The following is a 16,661-nucleotide window of genomic DNA, read 5'->3' as shown; positions in this document are numbered from 1 at the left end:
GCCCCGTGCCGCCCGGCACTGGCGTTAACCGCGAGCCACTTTATCCTTAAGCGCCTGCTTTTCTTCAGGCGTAAGGAAGGCGATTTCCAGACCGTTGATCTGCGCCTGGCGGATCTGCTCCCGGCTCAGCCCGGCCTGCGGCGCGGCGATAGTGTATTCGTGAATGATATCCACGCCCTGGACCGCCGGATCGTCGGTGTTCAGTGAAGCCAGCACCCCGTGCTCGAGGAAGGTTTTCAGGGGATGGTGCGCCAGCGATGCCACTGTGCTGGTCTGAATGTTGGAGGTCAGGCAGGATTCGATCCCGATGCGCTGCTCGGCGAGAAAATCCATCAGGGCGCGATCTTCAACCGCTTTGACGCCGTGGCCGATACGTTCCGCACCCAGCTCACGAATGGCCTGCCAGATGCTTTCCGGCCCGGCGGCTTCACCCGCGTGAACGGTGATGTGCCAGCCTGCATCGCGCGCCCGGTTGAAATGGGACAGGAACAGGCTGCCCGGGAAGCCCAGCTCGTCACCGGCAAGATCGACGGCGGTAATCTGGTCGCGATGCGCCAGCAACGCTTCCAGCTCCTGGAGGCAGGCCGATTCACCGAAGGTACGGCTCATAATGCCGATCAGCCGCGCCTGAACGTCAAAGGTTTTACAGCCTTCACGCACGCCGTCAATTACCGCTTCAACGACGCCCGCCACGGGCAGGCCGTGGGTCATCGCCATATAGCCCGGCGAAAAACGCAGCTCGACATAGTGCAGGCCGTTACGTGCCGCATCTTCGATGTTTTCAAAGGCAACGCGGCGGCAGGCGTCCAGAGAGGCCAGCATCTTCACGCCCCAGTCGAGTTTGCTCAGGAAACTCACCAGATCCGGTTCGTTCGAGGTGACCTGAACGTGCGGGATCAGGGTATCAAGCGTTTCGGCAGGAAGCGTGAGATTGAACTGGCGGCCAAGATCGAGAATGGTTTGGGCACGAATGTTGCCGTCAAGGTGGCGGTGAATATCTGTTAAAGGCAGGCGGGTATCAATCATGGTCGCACTCTTTGCTGGTTAAAGTGCGCCATATTATAAAAACAAATCGAGGTAAAAAGCTATTTGCGCAAGGGAATATTCCGTTGCGCAAATAATTTACAGCAGGGTGTTGATGCCGGCGATCAGCCGCTGAACGCCCTGTTCGAGCTTGCTGCGCGGACAGCCGGCGTTCAGTCGGACGAAGCCTTTGCCCTCATCCCCGTAGGTATAACCCGGCATAATGGCCACTTTTTGCTGTTCGATCAGCACCTTTTGCAGTGCTTTATCATCGATACCTAGCGGGCGAAGATCGATCCAGGCCAGATAGGTTGCCTCGGGCGGCAGCCAGTTGAGCTGCGGGAAAGCGCGGTTTAGCTCGTGGGCAACGTAGCGCAGGTTTTCTTCAAGATAGGCCCGCAGCGCGTCCAGCCAGGGTTCGCCCTGCTGGTAAGCGGCGATGTGGGCGGTGAGGGCGAGCACGGAAGGGGAAGAGAGTCCGTCCCGGCCTTTTAGCGCACTCAGGTAGGCGTTACGGCTGTCGTTATCGGCAATCAGTCCGTAGGCTCCCGTCAGCGCCGGTATATTAAAGCTCTTTGAACCGGAGGTCAGCAGGGCCCATTTACCGCGCGCAACCGCGTTCCAGGGCGTATGGCGATGCGATCCCCAGACCATGTCCATATGAATTTCATCGCTGACTGCCGCCACGTTATAGCGTTCGCACAGCGCCGCGATCCTGGTCAGCTCATCCCGCGTCCAGACTTTGCCGGTCGGGTTTTGCGGGCTGCACAGGAGCAGGATGGTGTTTTCAGGTTTTGCCAGCGCGGCTTCGAGCGCGGCCATGTTCCCGTCCCAGTCGCCCGGCGTCTTCTGCATTGGCACCGAAACCACGGTACGCTGGTTGCCTTCGATGGCCTTATAAAACGCATCGTAAGCCGGGGTATGAACCACTACGCCGTCCCCCGGCGAGGACCAGACGCGGATAAGTTCCGAAACCATATAGATGACCGACGGCCCGTACACAACCGTTTCCGGGTCAATCTCGCTGTTAAAGCGCTGGCGGAACCAGTGCGCCACGGCGGCCAGGAATTCATCATTCTTCCAGCGGCTGTATCCTAACACGCCGTGGTTCACGCGCTGGTGCAGCGCATCGAGGATGCAGGGCGCGGTGGCAAAATCCATATCAGAGATGGTGAAGGGCAGCAGATCGGCAGCGCCGAAGCGGTCGGCGACATAATCCCACTGGGTACACCAGGTGCCGTGTCGGTCCACGACGGTAGAAAAATCAAACATCACGGTGCTCCGTAAAATAAAACCCCCTCACAGCGAGGGGGCGAGGCATCAGGCTTCGACGGTTCGCATCAGGGTTGCCAGTTCATCCTTCACTGACTGAACCTGCGGGCCTATGACCACCTGCAAATTGTGTTGATTTAACTGTACCACGCCGATTGCCCGGTTAGCCTTCAGCGCGTTAGCATCGACTTTAGACATATCCGCCACCGACAGGCGCAGGCGGGTGATGCAGTTATCCAGCGAGGTGATGTTATCCGCACCGCCCAGCGCCGCCAGAATCGCCGGCGTGTTATAGCCGGATTTGCCGACGGTACCGGCCACCGCCTGCTCAACGCTGGTGGCGGTATCGGTATCGCGTCCAGGCGTTTTCAGGTTAAAGCGGGTGATGGCGAAGCGGAAGATCCCGTAGTACACCGCGAACCAGATAGCAGCCACAACCGGCACCAGATACCACTTGGTGGACAGGCCGTGCAGGATACCGAATACCACGAAGTCGATCACGTTGCCGTCGGTGTTGCCGATGGTCACACCCAATACGGCCATTACGGTAAAGCCCAGGCCCGTCAGAACGGCGTGGATGAGGTACAGCACCGGCGCTACGAACAGGAACAGGAACTCGATAGGCTCTGTCGTGCCGCCCACCACGCAGGCGATTACGCCGGAGATCAGCAGGCCCTTAATTTTATGACGATTCTCCGGACGGGCGCAGTGGTACATTGCCAGCGCGGCTCCCGGCAGGCCGCCGAGGAATGCGGGCATTTTACCCTGCGACAGGAAGCGGGTCGCGCTTTCAGAGAAGCCGTGGGTGGTCGGGCAGCTCAGCTGTGCCTGGAAGATGGTCAGCGCGCCGCTTACCGAATGGCCGCAGACGTCCATGGTGCCGCCGGCTTCGGTAAAGCGAATCAGGGCCACCAGAATATGCTGTAAGCCAAACGGCAGCAGCAGACGCTCGCCCGTACCGAAAATCATCGGGCCGAAATCACCCGCACCGTTAATGACCCGGCCAATCCCGGCGATCCCCATAGCAAACACCGGCCAAATCAGCGGGATGATCAGGCCAAACAGGCCCATAACAACCAGCGTAATAATGGGCACAAAGCGGGTGCCGCCGAAGAAGGCCAGCGCGTCGGGCAGGCGGATATTGTGGAAGCGCTCGTGCAGCATCCAGATAATCACGCCGGCGATCACCGCCCCGAGGATCCCGGTATCGATGGACTGAATGCCAATCACGCTCTGAATGTTATTGGCTTTCAGCACCGCCGCGTCGGTCGTCGGCAGGATCCCCTTAGCGGTGAGCCAGAAGTTGACCGCGAGGTTCATCACCGCATAGCCAACGAAGCCCGCGAACGCCGCCACGCCTTTGTTCTCGCGCGCCAGCCCCAGAGGAATAGCAATACAGAACATCACCGGCAGGAAGCTGAAGGCGAAGGAGCCAACCTTGCTCATCCAGATGAAGATCGCCTGAAGCACCGGATTACCGAGGAACGGGATCAGGGTAATCACGTCGTGGCTGCTTAACGAACTGCCGATCCCCAGCATGATCCCGCAAAAAGAGAGAAGCGCCACGGGCAGCATAAAGGTTTTACCCAGTTGCTGGAAAAACTCCCACAGCGATATTTTTTGTGCTGCTTTCGCCGTCATAAAACGACTCCTTAAATAGTGGAACGTTATTTACCTGCCTCAATGGAGCGAGAAGATAAAACGTTTTATCAAACTTTAGTGCGCGCTGAATCACATTCCCGGGCTTTCACTGGTAGTATAAAGAGAACATATTGATAAAACGTTTTAGCGATCTCACTATCAGGGAGTCACGCCACCACATGGCTGTAGCGAAAAAGATCACCATTAACGATGTTGCGCTGGCGGCGGGGGTTTCCGTCAGCACCGTTTCGCTGGTGCTGAGCGGGAAGGGGCGCATCTCTCCCGCCACCGGCCAGCGCGTCAACGAGGCCGTTGAGCAACTGGGCTTTGTGCGTAATCGCCAGGCGTCGGCGCTGCGCGGCGGGCAGAGCGGGGTGATAGGGCTGATCGTTCGCGACCTGACGTCGCCGTTTTACGCCGAGCTGACCGCCGGGCTTACCGAAGCGCTCGAAGCGCAGGGGCGAATGGTCTTTCTCCTTCACGGTGGTCGGGAAGCGGAGCAGCTACTGTCCCGGCTGGACATGCTGCTGACGCAGGGGGTAGACGGCGTGATCGTCGCCGGGGCCTCCGGGGTGGGCAGCGAGCTGTGCGAGCGCGCCGCGCAGAAAGGCGTGCCGCTGGTGTTTGCCTCGAGAGCCAGCTATCTCGACGAAGCCGATACGCTTCGCCCGGATAATATGCAGGCCGCGCAAATGCTGACCGAGCATCTTATTCATCGCGGACATCAGCGCATCGCCTGGCTCGGCGGCAAAAGTTCGTCCCTGACGCGCGCCGAACGCGTAGGCGGATACTGCTCAACGCTTATCAAATACGGGCTTCCGTTCCACAGCGAATGGGTGGTGGAGTGCGAGTCCAGCCAGAAGAAGGCGGCGGAAGCGATCGCGACGTTGCTGCGCAGCAGCCCGACCATCAGCGCCGTCATTTGCTATAACGACGTGATTGCCATGGGGGCATGGTTTGGCTTAATTCGTGCCGGCCGCCAGAGCGGCGAGGGCGGGGTTGAAACGTTCTTTGGCCATCAGGTGGCGCTGGGGGCGTTTGCCGACGTCGGGGAAAATGCGCTGGACGATCTTCCCATCGTCTGGGCGACGACCCCGGCCCGGGAGATGGGTTACACCCTGGCGGACAGGATCATGCAGCGGATTGAAAAGTCGGACGTGCAGGCCGGGCACCAGATTGTGGCGGCGCGGTTAGTGACGGTGAAGTAATCCCTGCCGCTTACGTCAGTGGATCCTGCGCCAGCCGCGCCTCCAGGGCTTCCACAAACTTTCTTACCTTAGCGGGGATCAGCCGGGACGTCGGGTAGACTGCCCACACGGCCAGCGCTTCCGGCCGCGCGTCCTTAAGAACGATCCGCTCAAGCTGGCCCGCGGCAAACGCGGGTTCAACATACCAGCGGGACAAATTCGCAATCCCCATTCCCCCCAGACACGCTTCAAAGATGGCCTCTATAGAGTTAGCCGAAAAACGTCCCGACACTTTTTGCCGGTGGCGGATATCGCCCTGCTCGAATGACCAGTGCATTGTGTCTGAAGCGGTCAGGCAGCTGTGTTCAGCAAGATCGCCAAGCGTTTCAGGATAGCCGTTCGCCGCCAGGTACTCCGCGCTGGCGCACAGGTCGCGGGGGTTATCGCAGAGCCGGTGGGCCACCAGGCGGTTATCCCTCAGCGGCGCGATACGTAAGGCCACGTCCAGCCCATGGCTGACAATATCGATTTGTTCGTCAGTAGCCAGCAAATCGACCTGGAGGGCGGGGTGCTGTCGCATAAAGCCGGGGAGCATCGGGGCGATGATTTTGCGTCCAAACGCCGCAGAGGCGGTGATGCGAAGACGTCCGGCAAGGTGAGACCCATCGGGAAACAGATCCGCCAGCGCGTTGGTTTTATCCTCCAGCAGGGCATGCGCGTGGGGCAAAAACACCTCGCCATCGCCGGTGGGCGAGAGGGAGCGCGTGGTGCAGTGAACCAGACGCACCCCCAGCTCCGCTTCAAGGGCATTCAGCGCGCGGGAAGCCGCCATGGCGCTCATTGACAGCCGACGGGCGGCACCGGCCAGGCTGCCTGCCCTGACAGCTTCAACAAATACTTCAACGTCTTCCAGCTTCATTATATCGATTCTCGTTATACTGGCGTATCAAATCATACATCTACACTATTAATCGTTATAGCGCCATAGTCATTTCACGTCCTGATAAACGCTACATTCGGAGTGAAAATGAAAAAGATAACAACGTCGCTGGCGCTCAGCGGTTTGATTTTTGTTGGTTCAGCGTGGGCGGATGCGCCTGCACAGATTCGCCAGCAGGTTCCGGGCTATTACCGTCTGGCAGTGGGGCACTATGAGGTCACGGCGCTGTTCGATGGCTACAACGATCTTTCGCCATCACTGCTGAAGGGAGTATCCGAGAATAATATTCGCACGCTGCTGGCGCAGCGCCGCATCGATGCCGAACGTATGCCGACGTCATTTAACGCGTTTCTGATCAACACCGGTAAGCATCTGATCATGGTTGACAGCGGGGCGGGCCATTGCGTGCCGCAGACCGCAGGCCAGCTGATCCCGAATATGGAGGCTTCCGGCTATCGCCCCGGGCAGGTAGACGCCATTTTCCTCACCCACCTCCATCTCGATCACGTCTGCGGTCTGAGCGATGCCGCAGGGAAGGCGCTTTTCCCTAACGCTACGGTTTACGTCCCACAGGGTGAGGCTGACTACTGGCTCGATCCCGCTAAAGAGGCGAGCGCGCCTGCGAATGCAAAAGAATATTTCGCCATCGCGCAAAAAGCGTTGTCGTCTTATAGCGCCTCGGGGCGCCTTAAAACCTTCGTTCCGCCCGCGTCGCCGATCCCGGAGGTGCAAACCGCCTATGCGCCGGGCCATACGTCGGGCAGCACCGTTTATCGTTTTACGTCTGAAGGGCAGGCGATCGACGTTATTGGCGATCTCATCCACGCCCCGGCGATCCAGTTTCCCCACCCCGACGTCTCGATTCGCTTTGATGTTGACGCGAAGAAAGCCGTCGCGTCCCGCACGCAGGAATTTAACGCCCTGGCAAAAAGCGGCGAATGGGTCGCTGCTGCGCACCTGCCTTTTCCTGGCGTGGGCCATATTACTGACAGCGGTCAGGGCTTCAGCTGGAGCCCCGCCACCTATGGTCCCTATCAGCGCGCCGCGCACGTGCCGCTGCTGAAATAAGAGGTTAAACGCATGAAAAGTTACACCGTAACAGCTAACGGCATCCGCCAGTTCGTGGTTGAGGAAGGCGAAGGCGCGCCGGTGATCCTCCTGCACGGTTTTCCCGAAACGCATTACGCCTGGCGCTACCAGATGCCGGTGCTGTCCAGGCACTATCGCGTAATTGCACCCGATCTGCGCGGTTACGGGGAGACGGACAAACCCGCTTCGGGCTACGACAAACGCAATATGGCCCGGGATATCCGGGAGCTTATGCGCGCGCTGGGTCTGGAAAAAGTGGTGCTGGTGGGGCACGACCGGGGCGCCCGCGTCGCCACCCGGTTCGCTAAAGATTACCCTGAAAAGGTCGATCGTCTGGTGGTGATGGACAACGTGCCAACGCGTATCGTCGCACGCGATCTTAATGCCTCGGTTGCCCGGGCGTACTGGTTCTTCCTGTTCCATCTGGTGCCCGATCTGCCGGAGGCCTTAATTGCAGGGCGCGAGCATATCTGGCTTCGTCATTTTTTCTCAGACTGGACGTTCGATCCGTCGACAATTAGCGGTGAGGCCTTTGATACCTACGTCCGCGCGTATCAGGCACCGGGAGCGGTACGGGGTGCGATGGCGGATTACCGCGCCAATGCCGAAGACGTGGCGCAGGATCTGGACGATGCCGATGTGAAAATTGCCTGCCCGGTTATGTCCTTGTGGGGTAATGATTTTCACGCAGTGGGTAAACTGTTCGATATGCGAAGCGTTTGGGCAGAAATGGCGGATGACCTCAGAGCGCATGCCATAGAAGAGTGTGGGCATCTGCCGCAGGAGGAACAGCCGGAGAAAGTGAACGCGCTGCTGATGGATTTCCTGGAGGGCTGGAAGGGATAAGCGGCAAGAAAAAGCCCCTCAATGAGGGGCTTGGGTCGATTACTGCTGCGGTACCGCCGGCGGCACTGCCGGGGCAGCCGGTTCCGGCATGCCCAGGGTCGGCATACCAAACATGCCGACAAAGTCTTCCAGCGGCATTTTGTCGCCGTTAAGCGTTACCTGCCCGTTGGCGTATTGCAGGCTGGTGGAGATAGTGTTGTCTTCCACCTTCGTGATGCGGAACATCTGGCCCATCGCCGCCAGGCCTTTCACCTGCTGGTTCGCCAGCTTGCCTGCATCATCCTCACCGTAACCCTCAAGCTTCGCGATCTGCGTCATGAACTCGGTCGCCATATCCATCGGGATGGTGAGCTTGCTGTCGAGCGACTTCACGCTGCGGTCAACTTCCTGTGCCAGCGTCTGCGGCTCACCGGTGGCGGCCGCCGGATCCTTCAGGAACAGGGACAGGTTAAGGTTGGTTTCGCCCTTCGCGTTTTTCCAGCTCAGCGGCGCTACGGTGATAACCGGTTCGCCTTTCAGCAGAACAGGCAGGTTATTAAACAGCACCGCCATGGCCTGCTGCTGGTAAGCCTGCGGGTTCTGCTGCAGCGCGGCATCGGTCAGCAGGGCCTGGCTCTCTTTGCTGTATTTCTGGCTAAACTCGTGCCACGCCTTGCCGTCAATATTGCCGATTTTGAGCGACAGTTTGCCGGTACCCAGATCCTGGTTCTGCACCTTCAGGCTTTTCAGGCCGTAATCCAGCTGGGTGTTGATGCTTTTACCGTCTTTGGAGACGTCGGACTTGCCGTCCAGCTCCATGCCTTCCAGCACGGCCATCTCTTTGCCTTCAATCGCAATGGCGATTTTGTCGAGGCTCAGCTTCTGGTCACCAATACGCTCGGCAAAATCGGTCATACGGCTGTTGCCGCTCGCTTTAAGGTTGTTAAAGGTGAGCTGGACCTTCTGGTTGTACTCATTGACTGAGTTAACCAGGCCGCTTTCCGCCTCGCCGGTCAGCGAGACGTTTTTGCCGTCACGATCGGCGTCAAGCTGGAAATTACCGCCGCTGAAGGCGACCTTGTCGGTGCCTTGTTCGTAATTCAGCGCTTTCAGGTCGATATCAGAGCGCGTGTCGCCGGCATAGCTGATGCGGGTATTAATCTCAAACGGAGATTCATTTTTCGCCATGTCGAAAAGCGGCTTCGTCACGTCGTTATTCACCAGCACGGTTCGGGCCGACGCCATGGATGGGATCAGGTTAAACTTTTTCAACTGCGCCAGCGGGAACGGACCGTGGCTGACCACTTCATCCAGCACGACGCTCTGGCCCGGCTTCAGCCAGGCATTCTGATTCCCCGCCACCGGCTTCACCACCACCTGCATATGGCTGGTAAACACGCCACGCTGGTAGTTCTGGTAGCTCAGCTCCAGGCCTGCTTCAGGCGCGCTGCGCTTAATCTCGCTGTTTGCCTGCGCCATCATCTCTGCCAGACGGCTTTCCAGCTGTTTCCCGGTATACCAGGAAGCACCCGTCCAGATCGCGCCTAAAGCAACAATCACTCCTACCGCTACGACCGATTTTTTCATTGCGATTATCCCTAAAATGAAACCAGGCGGTGAAAACCGCCTGGTGTTACAACGCCTGTTACTAGCTTAGCAAGAGTTGTTAAAAAATTCAGTAAGTCCCTAAAGCTTATTAAAAACGCGGGCCAGGCGGCCGGTGCCGCTCACCAGGACAGGCGACTCGTTTGCCGGAACAAAGGCGGATTCGCCCGGCCTGAGCACCAGGCGCTGGTCGTCTTTGCGCAGCGTTGCTTCGCCATCCACGCAGAACAGGATCGCCGCGCTCTCCTGCGCAACGGTAGCTTCGGCTGCGCTGAGGTCATGCAGGGCGAAGGCAAAATCGTCTACCGGGATAGGGAAATCCAGCTCTGCGCCATTTTTTACCGGCTGAGTAAGCAGCTCACCGGCAGGTTTAGCCTCGAACTTCACGTTGGCAACCAGCTCAGGGATGTCGATGTATTTTGGCGTCAGGCCCGCGCGCAGCACGTTATCGGAGTTGGCCATCACCTCCAGCGCCACGCCGTTCAGGTAGGCGTGCGGCGTTTCGGCGAACAGGAACATCGCTTCGCCCGGATTGAGCTTCACCACGTTCAGCAGCAGCGGAGAAAACAGGCCGCTGTCGTCCGGGTAAAACTCGGAAATCACGCGAATGGTGTCCCACGGTTCTCCCTGCTGGCCTCTGAGTGCCGCTTTCAGCACCGCCAGCGCGCGGGATTTTTCCTCTCCCTGCATGCTGAGCAGGCTGGCAAATAGTTCGCTCAGCGCGTCTGCGTTCGGGTTTTCCAGGAAGTGGGCGATAGCCTTGCTGGCCCCGGCGACCGGCTGCAGAAGGGAGACGATCTCGGAAAACTCACGAAACGCGTTCATCGCCAGGAAAGGGGTAAGGGCAAACACCAGTTCCGGCTTGTGGTTGGGATCTTTGTAGTTACGCTCTGCGGCGTCCAGCGGAATACCGGCGGCATTTTCTTTGGCAAAGCCGATTTCGGATGCTTTCTTGTTCGGGTGAACCTGAATGGAGAGCGGCTGGTCGGCGCACAGCACCTTAAACAGGAACGGCAGCTCGCCAAAGCGGTTCGCCACCTTACTGCCGAGCAGCGCGGTTTTGTCGGCATCGATCACCTCGCGCAGGCTGCGGGCCTGTCCGCTGGCATCTTCAATTTTTGAGCTGCTCTTCGGGTGCGCGCCCATCCACAGTTCTGCCATCGGCAGGTTGTTTGGGTTCGCGATACCGTAGAGATCCGTTAACGCAGTTTTACTTCCCCAGGCATAGTTTTGCACCGAGTTGATGAGTTTTTGCATTATCAAGCCCTGATTCAAATGTGGAATTAACTGCGCGTATTAAAGCAATAAACCGAATGGAAGTAACCTGCGGATGTAAAAAGTCGTACTAGTCTCAGTTTTTGTTAAAAAATTGTGTAGGATAAGCTGACTCGCTTTTAAGCCGGGCAGCGGAACATCTGCCCTGAATAAACAGACCGAAGCAGTAAGTGAGAGAACAATGTCGAATAAACCCTTCCATTATCAGGATCCTTTCCCCCTCAGCGAGGATCGGACCGAGTATTATCTGTTAACCCGCGATTACGTTTCTGTCTCTGAGTTTGAAGGGCAGGAGATCCTCAAAGTTGACCCGCAGGCCCTGACGCTGATGGCGCAGCAGGCCTTCCACGATGCGTCCTTTATGCTTCGTCCGGCGCATCAGCAGCAGGTTGCCGATATCCTGAGCGATCCGCAGGCCAGCGAGAACGATAAATACGTCGCGCTGCAGTTCCTGCGTAACTCGGATATCGCGGCGAAGGGCATTTTGCCAACCTGCCAGGATACCGGCACGGCGATTATCACCGGCAAGAAGGGCCAGCGCGTCTGGACCGGCGGCGGTGACGAAGCGGCGCTGGCGCACGGCGTCTACAACACCTACACCGAGGACAACCTGCGCTATTCGCAAAACGCGGCGCTGGACATGTACAAAGAGGTCAACACCGGTACCAACCTGCCGGCGCAGATTGACCTCTACAGCGTCGACGGCGATGAGTATAAATTCCTCTGCATCGCCAAAGGCGGCGGTTCGGCCAACAAAACCTATCTTTACCAGGAAACCAAAGCGCTGCTCACCCCGGGCAAGCTGAAGAACTATCTGGTTGAGAAGATGCGCACTCTCGGCACGGCCGCCTGCCCGCCGTACCATATCGCGTTTGTGATTGGCGGCACGTCCGCGGAAAGCACCCTGAAAACCGTCAAGCTGGCCTCAACCAAATACTACGACGGCCTGCCAACCGAAGGTAATGAACACGGCCAGGCGTTCCGCGACGTGCAGCTTGAGCAGGAACTGCTGACCGAAGCGCAGAATCTGGGGCTTGGCGCGCAGTTTGGCGGCAAATACTTCGCGCACGACATTCGCGTGATCCGCCTGCCGCGCCACGGCGCGTCCTGTCCGGTCGGGATGGGCGTCTCGTGCTCTGCGGATCGTAACATCAAGGCCAAGATCAACCGCGACGGCATCTGGATCGAAAAGCTGGAAAACAACCCGGGCAAGTATATTCCGGAAGCGCTGCGCAAAGCGGGTGAGGGTGAAGCGGTACGCGTTGACCTGAACCGCCCGATGAAGGAGATCCTGGCGCAGCTGTCGCAGTACCCTGTTTCAACGCGCCTTTCGCTGAACGGGACGATCATCGTGGGCCGCGACATCGCCCATGCGAAGCTGAAAGAGCGCCTGGACAACGGTGAAGGGCTGCCGCAGTACATTAAAGATCACCCAATCTACTACGCGGGCCCGGCGAAAACGCCAGAAGGGTATGCCTCCGGCTCGTTGGGGCCAACCACGGCGGGCCGTATGGACTCGTACGTTGACCAGCTGCAGGCCAACGGCGGCAGCATGATCATGCTGGCGAAGGGCAACCGCAGCCAGCAGGTAACGGACGCGTGCCACAAGCACGGTGGTTTCTACCTCGGCAGCATCGGCGGCCCGGCAGCGGTGCTGGCGCAGGGCAGCATCAAGAGCCTGGAATGCGTGGAATACCCGGAACTGGGCATGGAGGCTATCTGGAAAATTGAAGTGGAAGATTTCCCGGCGTTTATCCTGGTGGATGACAAAGGAAACGACTTCTTCAAACAGATCCAGTCCTCCCAGTGTTCGGCGTGTGTGAAGTAACCTGAAAAAGCCGGGTGGCGGCTAAGCGTCAGCGCCACCCGACATACTAAAGAGCGCACAAAGCGCCATATCGTTTCTCAGAAGTCATCAATACTTATCCCTTAAGCATGTGAGCAATCCCGACAGCGTTATCAAGGAGAAAGTAATGACAACGGTACGCCATGAGAAAGACTCCATGGGCGCAATCGAGGTTCCGGCCGACAGGCTATGGGGCGCGCAAACCCAGCGTTCGCTGGAGCATTTCCGCATTTCAACCGAGAAGATGCCCGTCTCGCTAATTCAGGCGCTGGCGCTGACCAAACGCGCCGCTGCCAAAGTGAACCAGGATCTGGGCCTGCTGGACGCCGAAAAAGCCACGGCCATCATCCGCGCCGCCGACCAAGTGCTGGCGGGTAAACACCCCGACGAATTCCCGCTTGCCGTCTGGCAGACCGGTTCCGGCACCCAGAGCAACATGAACATGAACGAGGTGCTGGCGAACCGGGCAAGCGAGCTGCTGGGCGGCGTGCGCGGCATGGAGCGCAAGGTACACCCGAACGATGACGTCAACAAAAGTCAGAGCTCCAACGACGTGTTCCCGACGGCGATGCACGTGGCGGCGGTTATCGCCATCCGCGAACAGCTCATCCCGCAGCTCAACGTCCTGAAATCCACGCTTAATGAAAAAGCGCAGGCCTTCCGCGATATCGTTAAAATCGGCCGTACGCACCTGCAGGACGCCACCCCCCTGACGCTCGGCCAGGAGATTTCCGGCTGGGTGGCGATGCTGGAGCATAATCTTAAGCATATCGATAGTAGCCTGCCGCATCTGGCGGAGCTGGCGATCGGCGGGACGGCGGTCGGTGCCGGGTTAAACACCCATCCCGAATACGCGGCGCGCGTGGCGGACGAGCTGGCGAAGATCGCCGGGCAGCCGTTCGTAACCGCGCCTAACAAGTTTGAAGCGCTGGCAACCTGTGACGCGCTGGTCCACGCGCACGGCGCGCTGAAAGGGCTGGCCGCCTCGCTGATGAAAATTGCCAACGACGTGCGCTGGCTGGCCTCCGGCCCGCGCTGCGGCATCGGCGAAATCAGCATCCCGGAAAACGAGCCGGGCAGCTCCATCATGCCGGGGAAGGTTAACCCGACCCAGTGTGAAGCCATGACCATGCTCTGCTGTCAGGTGATGGGCAACGACGTGGCGGTTAACATGGGCGGCGCGTCCGGTAACTTCGAGCTTAACGTCTATCGTCCGATGGTGATCCACAACGTACTGCAATCGATCCGTCTGCTGGCAGACGGCATGGAAAGCTTTAACGAGCACTGTGCGGTGGGCATTGAGCCAAATCGCGAGCGGATCGGCCAGCTGCTGAATGAGTCCCTGATGCTGGTAACGGCGCTGAACACCCACATCGGCTACGACAAAGCGGCCGAAATTGCCAAAAAAGCGCACAAGGAGGGGCTGACGCTAAAAGCCTCGGCGCTGGCGCTGGGCTACCTGACGGACGCCGAGTTTGACGTCTGGGTCCGTCCGGAGGCGATGGTCGGCAGCCAGACGTAATCATCCCGCCACGTACAGGTGCAGCCGCGGAATAATCAGCTTAAGCGGCTGCGCCTGGGGCTTATAGCGATGCTGTACGTTTTCGGCATCGTAGTTTAGCAGCTCCCCGATGTCCGGCACCACCGCACCACGATCGGCGTCGTAAAGCGCTATCAGCGGCGTCGGGCAGGCATACTGCACCTGCTTTTGCTGCCCCGCATACCAGACGCGGGCGATAGGCTGTACCTTTACGGGACGCTTTATCTTCAGACGAGCATCCGCCGGCAGGGAGGCAATGCTGTGGTACTCCTGCTCCAGCCGCTCAATCCACTGTTCCCGCGACCACGGGGCGACCGTACGCGGCGCCTTCAGGCTTTTCTCCAGCTGCGCCAGGATCTCATCGTGCGTGAAATTTTTAATGATGTGCTTATTCGCCCAGCCGAAGCGCAGCGTGGCGGGGTGGTTCAGCACCGTCAGCGTGCGGTAGGCGTTCAGGGTTATCAGCCCGGGAAGCTGACGATGCACCCACTCAAAACGGGCAGCCGGTGCCAGCCCGGATTCAACGGTCACGATCTTCTCGAAGGCGGCCTTCAGCGCATTAATATGCGCAATTCTGGCCTCCAGCGCCTCACGCGACGCGGTATCCGTCTGCAGGCAGATAACGCCGGGCAGGCGCACGGCGGCCTTGCTGCTGCGGTTTTCGGACTGCTGCTGGATGAACAGGCGGCGATAGTGCTGCAACGTCAGCTCAAGCGCCGCGCTGCCGATATGCTGCGTCACCTCAATGGTGTCCAGAGGATCGTGTTCCGCCCCTTTCGCTACCTCGGGCAGGGAGAAGACGCGCGCGGCCAGCAGGCGACAGCCCTGTAATTCTGCCGTCAGGGTGAGTAGTTCCTCTTCTATTTCCCGAAACGTGGCGTTCAGCCTTTCGATGAGGTCGTAAGTTGCCATAGCAGCCCCTAATTAGTTACAACATACTGATGGTATAGCACAGCACGCCGGGTCAGGCCAGCGTGCGGTGAAGGTCAGGCAGAAACGGGAAGGGGAATGTTGTGGTAGATCGGCCAGCTAAAGACGAAGCGGGCGCCGCCCAGTTCGCTCTCTTCACAACGGACAGAGCCGCCCATCGCCTGGGCAATGGAACGGACAATGGCCAGCCCCAGACCGCAGCCGCCGGTGGCGCGGTCGCGGCTGGGATCGAGGCGCACAAACGGCTCGAAAACCTTTTCCCGTTCTGACGGCTCAATGCCGGGCCCGTCGTCTTCCACGGAGAGGTTCGCCTGGCTTCCCTGTAAATCTAAGCGGATACGCAGCGTGGTCTCGCTGTACCGCATAGCGTTATTCATCAGATTATCCAGCACGCGCTCCATCAGGCGCATGTCCAGCGCGCCGTAATCGCCGGGTTTAATGACCGTCAGCAGCCTGCGCTGTGGGTTTACGTTCTGCACATCGTTGATATGAGCCTGTAACCAGGCAGGGAGATCCGGGGTGCTGAGGTGCAGCTCGTTCTGCGGCCGGTCGAGGCGGGCATAGGTCAGCAGCTCTTCAATGAGCGCTTCAAGCTGGCCGATATCCCGGTTGAGCGCCTGCGATTCAGCACTGGTCAAGTTCTCGCTCATCTCCAGACGATAGCGCAGACGCACCAGCGGCGTACGTAGCTCGTGAGCGATGCCGTCGATCAGCTGCTTCTTGCTGGCTATCAGGGCGTTGATATTATCGGCCATCTGGTTAAAGGCGATGCCGAGACGCTCAAAGCCGGATCCGCTGTCAAAGTGAATACGTTCGGTAAGATGACCCTCCCCGAAACGCTGCGCGGCGGATTCCAGCTTCAGCATGTCCTGCCAGTGCGGCCGCATCCAGATGAAAACCGGGAGCGCGAGCGAGATGGCAATAAAGGCGAGCAGGGCGAGATCCAGCAGGCGCATCTGGTGCAGATAATAGAGATAGGGCACGGGGCCGACGGCCAGAACGTAATGGCTACGCGGGATTCGCTGTATAAAAGTATACTTCTCGTCCAGCGCCACGATGTCTCCGTCCCGCAGGCGCTGCATTGCTGGCGGCTCCAGATCAAAATCCTTGATGGGCTCAATGCGCAGATCAAACGACAGGTTAAGGTCCAGCTCTTTCATCGTGCGCGCCCAGTCGTGCGGGGGTATTTCACGCAGCTCGCTGCGCATCAGGTAGAGCGAGCTTTTCATCAGGTCGTCAAGGGACTGCCTGCCCGCGCGCTCGGCAGTGAACTTATAAACCAGCCCGACCAGCATGGTCATCACCAGGAAGCAGACAAACAGCAGAAGATAAAACTGTACAAACAGCTTTTTCATTAAAACCACCAGCACACTACGCGGAAAGTATTTCAGCGTTCACACCCCAACAGTATTGCTATGAAAGCAGGGTTTAACCGTGCTGACAACACCGTAACGGCTCATCGATGACTTCATTTACAGGATGACGCCA

At 58.7% G+C, this 16,661-nt stretch carries 13 protein-coding genes; 5 read left to right on the top strand and 8 right to left on the bottom strand.

Features of this window, described 5'->3' with window-relative positions; genetic code table 11:
- Nucleotides 1–24 precede the first annotated feature (24 nt).
- From add to malX, 3 genes are all read right to left on the bottom strand, one after another.
- Nucleotides 25–1,026 (bottom strand): adenosine deaminase, encoded by a 1,002-nt coding sequence (gene add, locus HWQ14_RS17685; protein WP_176610504.1) that lies wholly within the window; start codon nucleotides 1,024–1,026, stop codon nucleotides 25–27.
- Between the two features lie 96 nt (nucleotides 1,027–1,122).
- Complete coding sequence (locus HWQ14_RS17680; protein WP_176610503.1) at nucleotides 1,123–2,295, bottom strand: MalY/PatB family protein; 1,173 nt, start codon at nucleotides 2,293–2,295, stop codon at nucleotides 1,123–1,125.
- Nucleotides 2,296–2,343: 48 nt separating this feature from the next.
- Nucleotides 2,344–3,936 (bottom strand): maltose/glucose-specific PTS transporter subunit IIBC, encoded by a 1,593-nt coding sequence (gene malX / locus HWQ14_RS17675; protein WP_148418867.1) that lies wholly within the window; start codon nucleotides 3,934–3,936, stop codon nucleotides 2,344–2,346.
- 179 nt (nucleotides 3,937–4,115) lie between these two features.
- Here malX and HWQ14_RS17670 point away from each other — a divergent pair, with 179 nt between their 5' ends.
- A complete protein-coding gene (locus HWQ14_RS17670; RefSeq protein ID WP_148418865.1) occupies nucleotides 4,116–5,144 on the top strand; it encodes a Mal regulon transcriptional regulator MalI in 1,029 nt (342 codons plus the stop codon).
- 10 nt (nucleotides 5,145–5,154) lie between these two features.
- Here the strand turns inward: HWQ14_RS17670 and HWQ14_RS17665 are convergent, their stop codons facing one another.
- Nucleotides 5,155–6,042: a LysR family transcriptional regulator gene (locus HWQ14_RS17665; RefSeq protein WP_176610502.1), complete on the bottom strand. Its 888-nt coding sequence runs from the start codon at nucleotides 6,040–6,042 to the stop codon at nucleotides 5,155–5,157.
- Nucleotides 6,043–6,150: 108 nt separating this feature from the next.
- Between HWQ14_RS17665 and HWQ14_RS17660 the strand changes: the two genes are divergently transcribed.
- Together HWQ14_RS17660 and HWQ14_RS17655 are read left to right on the top strand one after the other, a co-directional pair.
- Nucleotides 6,151–7,131, top strand: coding sequence for an MBL fold metallo-hydrolase (locus HWQ14_RS17660; protein WP_176610501.1), 981 nt, complete (start codon nucleotides 6,151–6,153; stop codon nucleotides 7,129–7,131).
- A 12-nt stretch (nucleotides 7,132–7,143) separates the two neighbouring features.
- Complete coding sequence (locus tag HWQ14_RS17655) at nucleotides 7,144–7,998, top strand: alpha/beta fold hydrolase (protein ID WP_176610500.1); 855 nt, start codon at nucleotides 7,144–7,146, stop codon at nucleotides 7,996–7,998.
- Between the two features lie 39 nt (nucleotides 7,999–8,037).
- Here the strand turns inward: HWQ14_RS17655 and HWQ14_RS17650 are convergent, their stop codons facing one another.
- Both HWQ14_RS17650 and manA read right to left on the bottom strand, forming a co-directional pair.
- Complete coding sequence (locus HWQ14_RS17650) at nucleotides 8,038–9,564, bottom strand: YdgA family protein (protein WP_176610499.1); 1,527 nt, start codon at nucleotides 9,562–9,564, stop codon at nucleotides 8,038–8,040.
- A gap of 99 nt (nucleotides 9,565–9,663) precedes the next feature.
- The gene (gene manA, locus HWQ14_RS17645; RefSeq protein ID WP_176610498.1) at nucleotides 9,664–10,839 is read right to left on the bottom strand and encodes a mannose-6-phosphate isomerase; all 1,176 of its coding nucleotides are present in this window, start codon (nucleotides 10,837–10,839) and stop codon (nucleotides 9,664–9,666) included.
- Nucleotides 10,840–11,038: 199 nt separating this feature from the next.
- Between manA and fumA the strand changes: the two genes are divergently transcribed.
- The gene (gene fumA, locus HWQ14_RS17640; RefSeq protein ID WP_176610497.1) at nucleotides 11,039–12,685 is read left to right on the top strand and encodes a class I fumarate hydratase FumA; all 1,647 of its coding nucleotides are present in this window, start codon (nucleotides 11,039–11,041) and stop codon (nucleotides 12,683–12,685) included.
- A 145-nt stretch (nucleotides 12,686–12,830) separates the two neighbouring features.
- Nucleotides 12,831–14,225, top strand: coding sequence for a class II fumarate hydratase (fumC, locus tag HWQ14_RS17635; RefSeq protein ID WP_176610496.1), 1,395 nt, complete (start codon nucleotides 12,831–12,833; stop codon nucleotides 14,223–14,225).
- Here fumC and tus read toward each other — a convergent pair whose 3' ends face one another.
- Together tus and rstB are read right to left on the bottom strand one after the other, a co-directional pair.
- Complete coding sequence (gene tus, locus HWQ14_RS17630) at nucleotides 14,226–15,155, bottom strand: DNA replication terminus site-binding protein (protein WP_176610495.1); 930 nt, start codon at nucleotides 15,153–15,155, stop codon at nucleotides 14,226–14,228.
- A 74-nt stretch (nucleotides 15,156–15,229) separates the two neighbouring features.
- On the bottom strand, nucleotides 15,230–16,528 hold the full coding sequence (gene rstB / locus HWQ14_RS17625) for a two-component system sensor histidine kinase RstB (RefSeq protein WP_176610494.1): 1,299 nt from the start codon (nucleotides 16,526–16,528) through the stop codon (nucleotides 15,230–15,232).
- Between the last annotated feature and the right edge of the window lie 133 nt (nucleotides 16,529–16,661).

Origin of the sequence: Enterobacter cloacae, assembly GCF_013375935.1 — a bacterium.
Lineage (GTDB): Bacteria > Pseudomonadota > Gammaproteobacteria > Enterobacterales > Enterobacteriaceae > Enterobacter > Enterobacter pasteurii.
The sequence above is the reverse complement of the archived record's forward strand: the minus strand, read 5'-3'. Positions and strand labels throughout refer to the sequence as shown.

Coding starts and splice junctions, on each gene's coding strand:
- add (WP_176610504.1), bottom strand. CDS start 1,026: ATGATTGATACCCGCCTGCCTTTAACAGATATTCACCGCCACCTTGAC.
- HWQ14_RS17680 (WP_176610503.1), bottom strand. CDS start 2,295: ATGTTTGATTTTTCTACCGTCGTGGACCGACACGGCACCTGGTGTACC.
- malX (WP_148418867.1), bottom strand. CDS start 3,936: ATGACGGCGAAAGCAGCACAAAAAATATCGCTGTGGGAGTTTTTCCAG.
- HWQ14_RS17670 (WP_148418865.1), top strand. CDS start 4,116: ATGGCTGTAGCGAAAAAGATCACCATTAACGATGTTGCGCTGGCGGCG.
- HWQ14_RS17665 (WP_176610502.1), bottom strand. CDS start 6,042: ATGAAGCTGGAAGACGTTGAAGTATTTGTTGAAGCTGTCAGGGCAGGC.
- HWQ14_RS17660 (WP_176610501.1), top strand. CDS start 6,151: ATGAAAAAGATAACAACGTCGCTGGCGCTCAGCGGTTTGATTTTTGTT.
- HWQ14_RS17655 (WP_176610500.1), top strand. CDS start 7,144: ATGAAAAGTTACACCGTAACAGCTAACGGCATCCGCCAGTTCGTGGTT.
- HWQ14_RS17650 (WP_176610499.1), bottom strand. CDS start 9,564: ATGAAAAAATCGGTCGTAGCGGTAGGAGTGATTGTTGCTTTAGGCGCG.
- manA (WP_176610498.1), bottom strand. CDS start 10,839: ATGCAAAAACTCATCAACTCGGTGCAAAACTATGCCTGGGGAAGTAAA.
- fumA (WP_176610497.1), top strand. CDS start 11,039: ATGTCGAATAAACCCTTCCATTATCAGGATCCTTTCCCCCTCAGCGAG.
- fumC (WP_176610496.1), top strand. CDS start 12,831: ATGACAACGGTACGCCATGAGAAAGACTCCATGGGCGCAATCGAGGTT.
- tus (WP_176610495.1), bottom strand. CDS start 15,155: ATGGCAACTTACGACCTCATCGAAAGGCTGAACGCCACGTTTCGGGAA.
- rstB (WP_176610494.1), bottom strand. CDS start 16,528: ATGAAAAAGCTGTTTGTACAGTTTTATCTTCTGCTGTTTGTCTGCTTC.